The 11549-nt window shown below is 34.6% G+C and carries 15 protein-coding genes; 5 read left to right on the top strand and 10 right to left on the bottom strand.

The window, feature by feature from the left end:
- Positions 1–61: 61 nt before the first annotated feature.
- Complete coding sequence (locus ACY3FQ_RS00170; protein ID WP_126039475.1) at positions 62–322, bottom strand: hypothetical protein; 261 nt, start codon at positions 320–322, stop codon at positions 62–64.
- A 178-nt stretch (positions 323–500) separates the two neighbouring features.
- Between ACY3FQ_RS00170 and ACY3FQ_RS00165 the strand changes: the two genes are divergently transcribed.
- Entirely contained in the window at positions 501–725 is a 225-nt protein-coding gene (locus ACY3FQ_RS00165; RefSeq protein ID WP_026056423.1) for a helix-turn-helix domain-containing protein, read from the top strand.
- Positions 726–835: 110 nt separating this feature from the next.
- Here ACY3FQ_RS00165 and ACY3FQ_RS00160 read toward each other — a convergent pair whose 3' ends face one another.
- The 3 genes from ACY3FQ_RS00160 to ACY3FQ_RS00150 all read right to left on the bottom strand — a co-directional run bounded on the left by ACY3FQ_RS00160 (position 836) and on the right by ACY3FQ_RS00150 (position 3496).
- The gene (locus ACY3FQ_RS00160; RefSeq protein WP_489773488.1) at positions 836–2713 is read right to left on the bottom strand and encodes an ATP-dependent nuclease; all 1878 of its coding nucleotides are present in this window, start codon (positions 2711–2713) and stop codon (positions 836–838) included.
- Between the two features lie 194 nt (positions 2714–2907).
- Positions 2908–3222 (bottom strand): BrnA antitoxin family protein, encoded by a 315-nt coding sequence (locus ACY3FQ_RS00155; RefSeq protein WP_151721575.1) that lies wholly within the window; start codon positions 3220–3222, stop codon positions 2908–2910.
- Positions 3209–3496, bottom strand: coding sequence for a BrnT family toxin (locus tag ACY3FQ_RS00150; protein WP_004884492.1), 288 nt, complete (start codon positions 3494–3496; stop codon positions 3209–3211). The genes ACY3FQ_RS00155 and ACY3FQ_RS00150 overlap by 14 nt, the downstream gene beginning before the upstream one ends.
- A gap of 161 nt (positions 3497–3657) precedes the next feature.
- On the opposite strand from ACY3FQ_RS00150, the gene ACY3FQ_RS00145 reads away from it, so the two are divergent.
- On the top strand, positions 3658–4188 hold the full coding sequence (locus ACY3FQ_RS00145; RefSeq protein ID WP_000172759.1) for a hypothetical protein: 531 nt from the start codon (positions 3658–3660) through the stop codon (positions 4186–4188).
- 88 nt (positions 4189–4276) lie between these two features.
- Here ACY3FQ_RS00145 and ACY3FQ_RS00140 read toward each other — a convergent pair whose 3' ends face one another.
- Positions 4277–4591: a BrnA antitoxin family protein gene (locus tag ACY3FQ_RS00140; RefSeq protein WP_004728120.1), complete on the bottom strand. Its 315-nt coding sequence runs from the start codon at positions 4589–4591 to the stop codon at positions 4277–4279.
- Complete coding sequence (locus ACY3FQ_RS00135) at positions 4578–4865, bottom strand: BrnT family toxin (RefSeq protein ID WP_000438825.1); 288 nt, start codon at positions 4863–4865, stop codon at positions 4578–4580. The genes ACY3FQ_RS00140 and ACY3FQ_RS00135 overlap by 14 nt, the downstream gene beginning before the upstream one ends.
- Positions 4866–5140: 275 nt before the next feature.
- Between ACY3FQ_RS00135 and ACY3FQ_RS00130 the strand changes: the two genes are divergently transcribed.
- On the top strand, positions 5141–6358 hold the full coding sequence (locus ACY3FQ_RS00130; RefSeq protein ID WP_287166200.1) for a hypothetical protein: 1218 nt from the start codon (positions 5141–5143) through the stop codon (positions 6356–6358).
- A 291-nt stretch (positions 6359–6649) separates the two neighbouring features.
- Here ACY3FQ_RS00130 and ACY3FQ_RS00125 read toward each other — a convergent pair whose 3' ends face one another.
- From ACY3FQ_RS00125 to mobQ, 3 genes are all read right to left on the bottom strand, one after another.
- Positions 6650–7213: a plasmid replication DNA-binding protein gene (locus ACY3FQ_RS00125; RefSeq protein WP_009508997.1), complete on the bottom strand. Its 564-nt coding sequence runs from the start codon at positions 7211–7213 to the stop codon at positions 6650–6652.
- Positions 7214–7276: 63 nt separating this feature from the next.
- Positions 7277–8170 carry a replication initiation protein RepM gene (repM, locus tag ACY3FQ_RS00120; protein WP_004734502.1) on the bottom strand — a complete coding sequence of 298 codons (894 nt, stop codon included), beginning with the start codon at positions 8168–8170 and terminating at the stop codon, positions 7277–7279.
- A 527-nt stretch (positions 8171–8697) separates the two neighbouring features.
- Positions 8698–10134: a MobQ family relaxase gene (gene mobQ / locus ACY3FQ_RS00115; protein WP_004282071.1), complete on the bottom strand. Its 1437-nt coding sequence runs from the start codon at positions 10132–10134 to the stop codon at positions 8698–8700.
- Between the two features lie 209 nt (positions 10135–10343).
- On the opposite strand from mobQ, the gene ACY3FQ_RS00110 reads away from it, so the two are divergent.
- Both ACY3FQ_RS00110 and ACY3FQ_RS00105 read left to right on the top strand, forming a co-directional pair.
- Complete coding sequence (locus ACY3FQ_RS00110; RefSeq protein WP_088749624.1) at positions 10344–10610, top strand: DUF8583 domain-containing protein; 267 nt, start codon at positions 10344–10346, stop codon at positions 10608–10610.
- 17 nt (positions 10611–10627) lie between these two features.
- Positions 10628–11059 (top strand): GIY-YIG nuclease family protein, encoded by a 432-nt coding sequence (locus tag ACY3FQ_RS00105; RefSeq protein ID WP_039090891.1) that lies wholly within the window; start codon positions 10628–10630, stop codon positions 11057–11059.
- Positions 11060–11090: 31 nt separating this feature from the next.
- Here the strand turns inward: ACY3FQ_RS00105 and ACY3FQ_RS00100 are convergent, their stop codons facing one another.
- Positions 11091–11471 carry a hypothetical protein gene (locus ACY3FQ_RS00100; protein ID WP_015060210.1) on the bottom strand — a complete coding sequence of 127 codons (381 nt, stop codon included), beginning with the start codon at positions 11469–11471 and terminating at the stop codon, positions 11091–11093.
- Positions 11472–11549 lie beyond the last annotated feature (78 nt).

Here is an 11549-nt window from a genome sequence, read left to right as displayed (position 1 = left end):
AAATTGTGTAATGGTCCTTTAAAAGGACCATTCAGGGAGTCTAGCTATTCAATTAACAGTCTCAAAATTGCATAAATGCTCCATCAGGAAAGAATGCTAAAAAAGCGCGTTTAACGTCTTCGTAATCATCATCTATATGTTGATCAAGATAATGCTGCGTCCATACCAGCGTTGCTTCTCGATCATCAAAGCATTTATTGACGTTTAAAAATAACCCCAGATTGTAAGATCTATTAATTGAGAAATCTTTAATGAGTTGAGTTCCAATTTTTCTACCGTTTTCAGAAAGATATAGATGATTGATCAAGTTTAAATTACCCATAGTAATGCCTCATTTTAAGGATAAATAATTAAAGGTACCTTCTTCATATGTCCTGAAAGAAGGATATGGGAGCATTTAAACACATAAATAGTGTGTTTATCACATTATTTATGTGTTTAAATGTAAATAAATGATCTGTGTTATACTTTTCCATCAGAACAATTCTGCTTTTAAAACTATGCCTTACGAAGAATTTCAAAGACTTATAGGTAAGTCTGGCCTTTCTATTAAAGAATTTGCAGCGCTTTTAGATATGAATGCGAACTCAATTACCAACTATAAAAAGAACGGTAAAGTGCCCACTAGCATTGCAGTGATTGCGATCGTAATTTCAGATATGAAGGATGATGGTCTGGACTTTTATCCGATTTTTGAGAAAGTTCGAGCTTATCGTGATCAATAGAGTATTTGATGTGAACCCAATTAAAGATTTAATTGGGTTCTAACACGTGCATTTCGTAGAAGAAATTTTATGTTAAATAAAAGACACTTTGGGAAGTGTCTTTTATTTAATTACATCAGTGATAATTTCGTATTTATAGTTTTAATAAGATCATCGTCTTTATGAATTGATAACGGAAATCCATTAGCATTGATAATTCTTGTTTTTAACTCAATTGTGAGAGATTCTTTTTCCCTAATTAAATTAAATAATTGAGCTTTTCCTGGAAATAACGAGTGTGCAAAATTATTTAAATTTTCTTGGTTATTAGGGTCTTGTATTTTTGTAATACAAGGAGCAACTATTGCTAATAGAATATCTCTCAATGCTAAAGTTTCATTAATTTCAACTGTAGATGCAGCGAATTTTAAACATTTTACAATGTCTTCATATTCCGTATTAAGCTCTTGTTTTGACAAACTATTCATATACTCAATCTCTGCTACTGCAGCATCTATTTTACCTTCTGATGTGTTTTTATCTGCAACATGATAATAAGATTCGACAGCCCCCTTCTTTAAGAAGAATATTCCGATTTTTTCCAAAATATCCATCAAGGCTAAATATCTATTTTTAATTTGACCCCATTTATGAAAATTTTCTTTAAGCGCACTTGCTAAATATTCATCATTAAAAGAGAACAATGTTGAAAAAGCAGATCTTCTTTTAGCTCTATTTTGATTAGTTTGACCATTAATCCAATAGTGGTGTTGTGTAGCTAAAGCTTCAATTTCTCCCCAACTAGTGTCTATTAATTGAGTAAAGTCATTATTAATGACTCTCGCCATACTAATAGCATCTTTAGCACCTAATTTAGATGCTTCATTATTGGCGTACTGATTTTGAATTAGAAATTGTGAAACTATATCTATTCCATCTGAAATAGCATCTGCATCTGCTAAAATCACTGGCTCTTTTCCTAAAAGTTTGAGTAATTTAGCTACGATAGGAATCTGATCTTTTCCTATTACTGGAAGCATTTGAGATCCTGATGCTTCTAAATATAGTTGTGATTTTTTAGCTAATGTATTGCAGATAACTACATCTGAAGGTCCTTCAACTAAAAGAGGTCTTTGACAAAAAAGAGTTAACTTATGTTCTTGTCCTAACTTAGATATAAGACTTTGTATTTTTAAATTTTTTAATGTTGGTTCATCACTTGAGATTTGTATTGGATCTTGATTTAAATCATAACAAAAAATTAAAGATGACAGATCTTCAGCTTTATTTATACATAACATCTCAGTAGAGTGAGTAGCTATAACTATAATTTTTTTATTGCTGTCACCATCAGGAATTCCTGCGACATCTAATATTTCATTTAATAAAAAGGATTGTAACTGAGGATGTAATGAAACCTCTGGTTCATCAATAAATAAAGCTCCTACATCATCATCATAAAGAGCACATAAGATTCCAACTAGATGCATTAATCCTGAAGCTTCTCTACCTGATGAATAAGGTGAACTGCCATCTAGACGGGAGAAAAGTATTTTAAGTTGACCTTCATCCCAATCAATTATCAGATTTCTTTGAAATAATTTACTTAATCTTTCTTGAACTTTAATTAAAATATCAGGTCTTTGGGCAAGGGTTTGATAATCGCCCTGTAATGTTTCTATATCATGGCGACGAGATTGGTAATCTTTTCCGCCAAATTGAGAGCTATCATATTCGATGTTGGAATATCCTTTTCTATGTCCTTTTCTATGTCCATCATAATTTGATCTATATTGTTCTAAGACGCCTATACGTCCAGCCGAGATAAAACGAGTTTTTTTATCCTGTATTTGAGATTCGATACTTTCTTTGAGACTTCTCAACAGATGTGTTTTACCAGAGCCGTTAGCACCAAGAATACAAGTAAATATATTTTCTAATTTAATTTGTCTTTGTAATACCCCATTGTGAGTATCTAAATGACAAGTAAGATCTAAAGGGAGTTGCATAATTTCTAATTTACTTAAAATAATAGAGTAATTATTGTAAAATATTTTAATAAAAATCAAATATTTATTTTTTAATAAAGTTGTTAATAATAAGGAAGTTCAATTTTTTGAAAATAGATTTAATAGTTAGTTTCACTAAAATTAACATAATACACCTTATACGAAATCGAAAATGGGAGCCTAAGCTCCCATTTTTATTGATGATTTTTTAATTCTTTTAGCATGGCATCCCGTAAGATTTCATTCATACGTGTTTGATAACCTTTTCCCTGTGCTTTAAACCATGCAAGTACATCAGCATCTAAACGGATGGAAGTCTGTTGCTTCACTGGGCGATAGAATTGATTATGGCGTACAGCATTGCTCCAGTCGGTAATTTCAGGAATATCTGAGAGATCTAGCTGATCGTCAGGAACCGTTCCCTTAGCAAGCAAGCGTTGAATTTCAGCATCTTGCTTGTCGCTGAATTTTTCATTCAGTTCTTTGCGTGAGTATCTAACCATGCTCATATCTATCTCGCTCCGCCTTGGTGACTTGTCTTGCACTAATGATTCGTATGATTTCACAGTCATCTTCATCAAAGATGGTATGAGCTACTAAGAGCATTAGTACGCCTTTCACTTTTCCAATGGTCTGCCAACGTTCTTCACCATCGGTATGTCTGTCCTGGATTGAGATCCTTAGCGGATCATCAAAGACAAGGCTTGCCGTTTCGAAAGAGACATCGTGTTTTTTCTGATTCTTTCGATTCTTTGCCTCATCCCATTCGAAATACTGTTCCATAAAAAACATTCAAATTTGTATATACAATAATGTATCACAAAATTGTATCACTCAAGTTGAGAAGCGTAATTTTTAGTCAAATTTATTGGCAAGAACTATCAAAACTGCTGTTAATCAAAATTCTTAATGCACCAAAACCTAAAAATTTAAATGGAGTAAAAATGACTTTAAAGGGGTTAGATATTCAAGAAGATTGTATCAAAGCTATTTCTAATGAATCTTTAATATTTGATATTAAGAATAAAGAGTTTTTAGAGGATATAGAAAATCTTTTATTACAGTATTTTCAAAATTTTAGTAATGATTTAAATGGAATTGAGTTTGATAATTTTTCTGTGGAGTTTTGGTTCGATGCAGGACAATTGATTATTTATCCTGAAAAAGATTTATTAGATCGTAAACCCTTTGAATCTGAATATGATTTAGATAGATTAGACCCTTATTTTTATCTAGTTTGTGAAGAATATAGGATATATTTTGATGACTTAATATCTCGAAAAGTAAGCGATCAAGTATCTGAAAAAGAAGCTATTTCTAAAACTAATGACGTAATTGATTGTGTAAGCAAAGCTATAAAAAATATAAATGATGAAAACAATCTTTTAAAGATGTTAGGCAGGCCTAAATTAGAAATAAGATATTTCGGTGTAACGAAAGAAGAACTTTTAGCAAAAGAAATTCTCGTGAAATGAAGTAGATATTTTTGTCGTATTAAGGAAAACTAAAATTAACATAATGGGCGTTATGCGAAGTCAAAAATGGGAGCTTAAGCTCCCATTTTTATTGATGATTTTTTAATTCTTTCAGCATAGCATCCCGTAAAATTTCATTCATTCGTGTTTGATAACCTTTGCCTTGTGCTTTGAACCAAGCAAGTACATCAGCATCTAACCGAATTGAAGTTTGTTGCTTCACTGGGCGGTAAAATTGATTTTGGCGTACAGCACTGCTCCAATCGGTAATTTCAGGAATATCTGATAGATCTAGCTGATCATCAGGAACCGTGCCTTTAGCAAGCAAGCGTTGAATTTCAGCATCTTGCTTCTCACCAAATTTCTCATTCAGCTCTTTGCGTGAGTATCTAACCATGCTCATATTTGTTTCGCTCCGCTTTAGTCACTTGCCTTGCACTAATGATTCGTATGATTTCACAGTCATCTTCATCAAAAATGGTGTGAGCCACCAATAACATTAGTACGCCTTTAACTCGTCCAATGGTTTGCCAACGTTCTTCACCATCGGTATGTCTGTCTTGGATTGAGATCCGTAATGGATCTTCAAAAACAAGGCTTGCAGTTTCGAAAGAGATATCATGCTTTTTCTGATTCTTTCGATTCTTAGCCTCATCCCATTCAAAATACTGTTCCATAAAAAACATTCAAATTTGTATATACAATAATGTATCACAAAATTGTATAACTCAAGTTGAGAAGCGTAATTTTTAGTCAAATTTATTGGCAAGAACTATCAAAACTGCTCATAAAAAAGCCGACTTGTTTCCAAGTCGGCTTTTGAACATCATCGAGCAAATAATTTATATCATAAGTTTTTGATTTTTATATTTTTCAATTTGTGCATTTCGTATAACGCCCATTATGTTAAATAGTAAAGATTTTAGATACTATTAATCATAAAGTTTTGAAAATGGTTATTAAATATTTAGTTATGCCTAGAAAGAGAAAATTTAAAAATTTAAAAGTTAGTCCATTACTGAAAGTATTTGAAAATGCTAATTTTCAGGTAAGTTGTGTCAAACCTGTAATTTTAAATTTTGAAGACTTAGCAAAGTCAACTAGACGAATTTTTCATATATTTTCAGATACTTCAGTAGATGAAGGTACAAGTTTTAGAGATATTTATTTTACAAATTGGGGAACAGGGATTCTTATTAAGGATGACCTTAAATATTTTCTTTTAACAGCTCGTCATGTTATGGAGGATTATTTTAAACATTCTTCTGGTACTAATACTTCACCTTTTCGTATAACTGATAGATCTACACGTAGTTTTAGTAAGGTTGACGATTTTCTATATCCTAAATATTTTTGGACTATAGGAGATATCATAGAGGAAGATGAATACTACGATTTTAAAGATGCTATTCTTGTTGAATTATTTCATCCTGTACCAGGCCAAGTAGTTGACCACTTCATTGATATTAATACAGTAAAGCCACTAGAGATTGATGAATTTAAAGATGGTATGGTTGCCGTAGATTTTGGTTACTCTATACAATCCAATCCTTATTTTTATGATTCTGATAATAATATTGCGCCATTTAATAATGAAATACATTCATGTAGTACGACGATAAATATGGATATTATCAATGGTCATTTGAGAAAAGATAAATTTACATTTGTTTTTGAAAAATATAATAATTTAGATCTTGATACTAATGGTATGTCGGGCGGCTTGATTATTGGTGTTGTAGATGGAATAGCTAGACCATTGGGTATGCACTTTAGAGGAAGCTCAACAAGTAATAAAATTAACTTTTTACCTATTGCAGAACTATTTAGAGCTCTTAAATGTAGGGATCAATCAGAAAAAATTATTATTGATTACTGTGCACATGATCGTCTAACACAAAGTAAAGATTTAGTGTCTATTGGTGAAATGTTTTTCGATTGGGCATCTAAGCAACCACCTGAATCTTTAAGATCTATTGAAGATAATCCAATGGCTCTTGCTGACGATATGGCTGATTTTATTATTAGAAATAAAGATATGCTATTGGCAGCTGAGGCTGAACGAGAGGAACTAGGGCTTTTAAATGATGAGGATAAAGAGTTTGGGATGAAATGGTTTATTGAAATGACTGAAGCATACAAAAATAATAGCGATAAAAAAATTGAGTAATCTATTAATTATTTTTGTACGACAGAAAATATTAAGTATTTCTAAAATTAACATAATACACCTTATACGAAATTCGCAAAAATTTCCCTTTTAAAACAATGATTTATAGGTGTAAAACAGCCTATGCACGCTCTCTTAGGCTGTTTTAGCAATTTTTCATGTTCCACGGTCAATAAGTAAGCAATGTTCCACGGTTTTATTCAGTTTTAATAAACCTCATCCGGTTTTTTGATGAGTCATTATTTCATGTGCTTGCACTGAAATTGGCTCATCAAAAAATTGGAGTCCTGGCTAACCATAGGGAAGGAAAAAACGGCTCAGGAAGCCCCTCTTCTTAGGTTCAGGCTCAACATGTTCCGGAACAGGGATACGTTTGTTCTCTGGAGTAGTCAATCCGTCCTCTTTAACCTGCTTTAACTGAATATTTGTTGCCATATCAGTTGGGTTTGGCGAAATATTACTTTCAATATTCTCTTTATTAGGTTCACTACTAGCTTTAGGTGGCTTCATTTCAATTAGTGTAAGAAGCGTATCAATACGAGCATTAGCTTTAGCCTCTCTATCTTCTGCTTTTTCTAATTGTTTCTTTAAAAAGTCGATCTGATTTTTTAACTCTACTACTGTTTTATCAGTGTATTCGGGTGTATCCAGATTCTGTATTAGAGACGTATCAATACGTTTTGACTGTTTTCCAGAAAACGGTTCACCATATACACGCAATAATTCTGAAAAGTCTATAAAGCCATCATGATCACGGCTTAATACCCCATTTTTTATATCTTTATAAAGTGTCGCTCTAGATTTTTTATACAGTGTGGCAGCATCACTAACACTGTATTTTGTACTTGTTTTCATAGTGTATTACTGTGTATTTAAGATACGTATTGAAGAATACAATAAGTGTATTCTTCAATACACTCAAGGTTTGAAGCCTAAGTTCCGTAAGTAAGGTAAAAACTGCTTCTGTTGTTTTGGATCTCTAAGTTTTTCCTTGATTTTTGAAGCCAATATTTCATAGCTCTCACCCTCACGTGCTAGATGAGAAAGTTCATGTAGACGCGATAGTTGATTACCAAACATGTTTATCTGAGCATCTGTTAACTTATAGAACTCTTTCGGTATGTCTGTACTTTCCTGACCAATACTTTTTGTTTTTTCTTTAAAAGAAAAAGTAATGTGAGTAACTTTACGACCTGTTTTTTTCTGCTCATACGTCACACGTAAAGGGCTGTATTCATTTATTTGATCTACAGCAGTATCAATTACCCTTTTTTTAAAATCAGCAAATAACGGATACTTTTTACCTAGTTCCAGCATCGTTCGTAGATTATCAACAGAGATTTCACGCTTACCTATTTGTCTGTATTGCACCAGTAACTCATAGATACGGATACCGTACCCACTGTTGATACCTGCGATATCAGATAGAGCATATTTCGTAAATTCTCTACTTAGGTTGGATATAAAAGGCAAAATTGGTTTTGAAAAGCGAATACCAATGACACTTTGACTATCTAAAAACTGAACCTCTTGTACCCATCTCATTTTGATAGATTTATCGTCCACAGAGAGGTTGATAGACCTTTCATAAAGTCTATTAATCCCTTCTTTTAAATCTCTATAGGCTGTTTTCTCGTGTACTCCTAGGAGCTGTAATTCATTAACACTCACTGGGTATAACTCATCATCTGTGATGGGTTGATTCTTTGGAATACGTGAAATGGCTGCTAAGACAATACGTTGCTCTACGGCACTTAATTGATATGAAGCTTCTATAACTTGATTTGATTTTACAACTTGATTCTTATCCAAAATAAAACCATTTAATTTTTAATATATGACAAATATATACTTGTCATAGTTAGTAGTCAATCCGTCATAGTTAAGTAGTCAATCCGTCATAGTTAGTAGTCAATCCGTCATAGTTAGTAGTCAATCCGTCATATTTAAATGCTGAAACCATTGCTACTAAAGGCATACAGAGGGCTGAAAAGATTTAAAATATTTAAAAATAATTAAAAAAGGAAATTTGAAAAATTGCCCTTGGTTTTCGCTTCGCTCAAACTCTATTGAATCTCGCTTTCGCTCGATTCGTCGAGGCAATTTTTGGTTCATATTTTCGTGAATTTGAGGAAAAGCAAAAGCAAGATCAAAAGCAACTCGGAATTCGCTTCGCTCATGAGCTTTTTTTCTCGCTACGCTCGGTTTAGGGATCAAACTTGGAAAGTTCGCACCCATTTGGGATGCTCTGATATGCAGGTGATTGATGGATAGGGAGCTTGTAATCAGGGAAAGGAAAGGGCAAATTTTCTCAGTTCGCTCGTAGACACTCGCTCTGTTTATCGACTCATGCCACGAGATTTCATTTTAGGCGCATGTTGCTGTGCTTTGAGCTGTTGTTCTTGTCTGAGTTTCATTTGTTGTTCTGCTTTGATCTCATTCACACATTTCTTAATAACTTGATAGGTTGAGTATAGAGTTTGGTATTGCTTGGCTTTGGCCGGATGTTGTTGTTGGTACTGCTTCCAGGCATGTTCTTTGAACTTTTCATTTTCCAATAAATCCTTCACACCATGTTTTTTCTGGTGTTCATGCTGACCTTTTAGCTTTTTGTGTTCCTGATAAATCTCGTCACGTTGGGCTTCCCAGGCTTTTTTTCCAAACAGTAAGGGTTTGTTCTGGGTTAATTCGTTGTGTTGATCGACCAGGCTTTGCAATTTGTCATAACTTTGCTTGAGTCGGCTCTTCACGATGTCCTGGGCGAGCTGCTGATTGAACTCGTTTTCATGTTTTTGCATCTTGCCGAAGGTATTTTCGGCCTTTTTAAAAACATCCTGCATAAATTCTAGGTCTAGATTCGCGTCTTTTGCGCTGATTTCGCGATTTAGCACTTTGCCAAGGGTTTCCCTCTGTTTTTCCTCAAATAGGGCTTTTTCGTCAATTGGTGGCGTTTTAGCGCTATTTTTGATTTGGATCTGCTGTTCAGTTTTCAGTGTGCTGAGTTTGATCTCATTTTCAGCAATCAGCAGATCCATATTTTTGCCGTATTGCAGCTGTGCCTGATTTCTCTGTTTGATTTCATCATTGCTTCGGCTGATTTCGGTCTCAATCCCTTTTCGGCGCAGTTCGGTGACTTTAGGCCCTTCGTGCAGGGTGGCTTCCAGACCATTCTCCTGGTCCTTGTAGCTGCGGTGGTCGACTCGGGCGGTGTATCCGGCCATGTCCAGGTGCATATTGCAGATATCGGCAAAGTGTTTGCGCCAGTGTTCGATTTCTCCACTGTGTTTCTGATCCAGTTCCCGGGTTTTCTCGGTAAAACCTTCGGGAATGAGCTTGCGTGTGCTCATCAGGATATGGGCGTGATAATTGCGTTCATCACTGCCGGATCCGGTATGCGGGGCATGGATACAGGCATCAACGGCCACCTGATGTCTGTCCACGATACTGGCGCATAGTTCTTCGAGCATGGCCAGGCGTTGTTCCTGATTTAATTCACTTGGAAAAGCGATTTCAAATTCCCGGGCAACTGTCGAGTTTTTTCGGGTTTCGCGCTGTTCAACTTCGTTCCAGAGTCTTTCCCGGTTTTTTAAATGTTCTGGTGCGTCTTTGGGTAAATAAATCTCTTTGTATTCCACACCAGTTTTTCGGCTGTAGTCATGTTCTCGGCCTTCACGTTCACAATAGATCTTTTCACCAGCCCGATAGGCGATTGCAGCAGTGGCGGAACGTCCTGCTGATCGTGCTACGGTTTTGACTGAAAAGTGGTAAATCGCCATGCCTATTTTTCGCTTTTAAATTTTCACGTAGTGAAATACAACCGTGTCTACGGTTGTCGGGGTATTGGGGAGACCCCAATCGGACTTGCAAACGAAGTTTGCATAAGTGCGCTCTTCGAGGAAAACATTACTATACATATAGCACCTTGAATGCATATTCAAGTGCGCTTATGTTAGGGATGGTTTCCCAGGATGATGGTATTGGATTAATGAGCGTTACTGAAACACTAGACAGCAAAATCAAAGCACAGGAAGAAAAGCTAAAGCAGTTAAAGGCTCAAAGACAGGCAGCACTGGCAAGAGAACGTGCTAAAGAGAAAGAACAAGCTCGAAAGGATGATACCAGACGCAAAATTTTAATTGGATCCTGTATGCTAAAGATCACTGAAGATGATGAACAAGCCAGAGCTAAATTAATTGCTCAGATGGATAAGTATTTAACAGATGAGCGTGACCGAAAGCTTTTTAATTTATAAATTTTGAGGGATAAGTAGTGGAAGATCCAACACTTAATAAGTTAATACGTAATACAGAATTATTCTTCGAACATCACTGGAATGTAGACCTATTAGGAAAGCCTCCTGAATGGTCACCAGTACATTTTAATTTTGGAAAAATTCCTAATTACGATAAACAAGGTGTATATGCGTTTGTCAAAGGGGATTTAGTGACTTATATCGGTGTTGGGACTTCTAGAGGTGCTGGCCGTTATCGTGGTAATGGCTTAAGCGCCAGGGTAATGAAATATTGCCGATGGAATGAAGATAAAACTGAATATATTGCGATAGATCCAAGACTGAAAGATGCTGGATCCATCATTACAATAGGCTTTGAGCGTGATACGGCTTATTTAGCAAATGCCCTAGAAGTTTTTCTTATCTCTAAAATCCAACCTGTCCACAATGTGGTTAAAGTTGGTATGTAATTTCGCATAAGAAATTTTATGTTAAATGGATTCAATCTCTGTCATCAAAGTCAGCATTAATTCTATCGACAGTCCATTTTACTGTATTGTTATCTAAGTAAAAAAAATCTCTATTTAAAATATCATCTTCAAAAATTAAGCCATTAACATCTAGCTTCCCTTCTTTTAAATATCCAATAATTTCATATCTTAGACTATTATCTATTTGCTTAATTTGATGGGAATAATGTGTTTTCTCAATAAGGTAATCATCAAAAATAGTAGCTTCTAAATCTATAAGGTAATTTTTTTTGAGATCAATACATGAGGGTATTGAAGAACTAAATACCTCTAGAATTTCATTACGAACCTTAATTTTTAGAATGAATTCGAGATTCTCATTACATTCTATGATTTGAGCTATATATTTCACTTCGATTAAGATTTCCTAAAATTAACATAATACACGTTATACGAATTCCCAAGGCATGGCTTTTAGTCATGCTTTTTT

This window comes from Acinetobacter sp. AB03 (assembly GCF_058107045.1).
The sequence above is the reverse complement of the archived record's forward strand: the minus strand, read 5'-3'. Positions and strand labels throughout refer to the sequence as shown.

Excerpts from the sequence above, each read along its gene's own strand:
- ACY3FQ_RS00170 (WP_126039475.1), bottom strand. The coding sequence starts at position 322 with ATGGGTAATTTAAACTTGATCAATCATCTATATCTTTCTGAAAACGGT.
- ACY3FQ_RS00165 (WP_026056423.1), top strand. The coding sequence starts at position 501 with ATGCCTTACGAAGAATTTCAAAGACTTATAGGTAAGTCTGGCCTTTCT.
- ACY3FQ_RS00160 (WP_489773488.1), bottom strand. The coding sequence starts at position 2,713 with ATGCAACTCCCTTTAGATCTTACTTGTCATTTAGATACTCACAATGGG.
- ACY3FQ_RS00155 (WP_151721575.1), bottom strand. The coding sequence starts at position 3,222 with ATGAGCATGGTTAGATACTCACGCAAAGAACTGAATGAAAAATTCAGC.
- ACY3FQ_RS00150 (WP_004884492.1), bottom strand. The coding sequence starts at position 3,496 with ATGGAACAGTATTTCGAATGGGATGAGGCAAAGAATCGAAAGAATCAG.
- ACY3FQ_RS00145 (WP_000172759.1), top strand. The coding sequence starts at position 3,658 with ATGACTTTAAAGGGGTTAGATATTCAAGAAGATTGTATCAAAGCTATT.
- ACY3FQ_RS00140 (WP_004728120.1), bottom strand. The coding sequence starts at position 4,591 with ATGAGCATGGTTAGATACTCACGCAAAGAGCTGAATGAGAAATTTGGT.
- ACY3FQ_RS00135 (WP_000438825.1), bottom strand. The coding sequence starts at position 4,865 with ATGGAACAGTATTTTGAATGGGATGAGGCTAAGAATCGAAAGAATCAG.
- ACY3FQ_RS00130 (WP_287166200.1), top strand. The coding sequence starts at position 5,141 with ATGGTTATTAAATATTTAGTTATGCCTAGAAAGAGAAAATTTAAAAAT.
- ACY3FQ_RS00125 (WP_009508997.1), bottom strand. The coding sequence starts at position 7,213 with ATGAAAACAAGTACAAAATACAGTGTTAGTGATGCTGCCACACTGTAT.
- mobQ (WP_004282071.1), bottom strand. The coding sequence starts at position 10,134 with ATGGCGATTTACCACTTTTCAGTCAAAACCGTAGCACGATCAGCAGGA.
- ACY3FQ_RS00110 (WP_088749624.1), top strand. The coding sequence starts at position 10,344 with ATGAGCGTTACTGAAACACTAGACAGCAAAATCAAAGCACAGGAAGAA.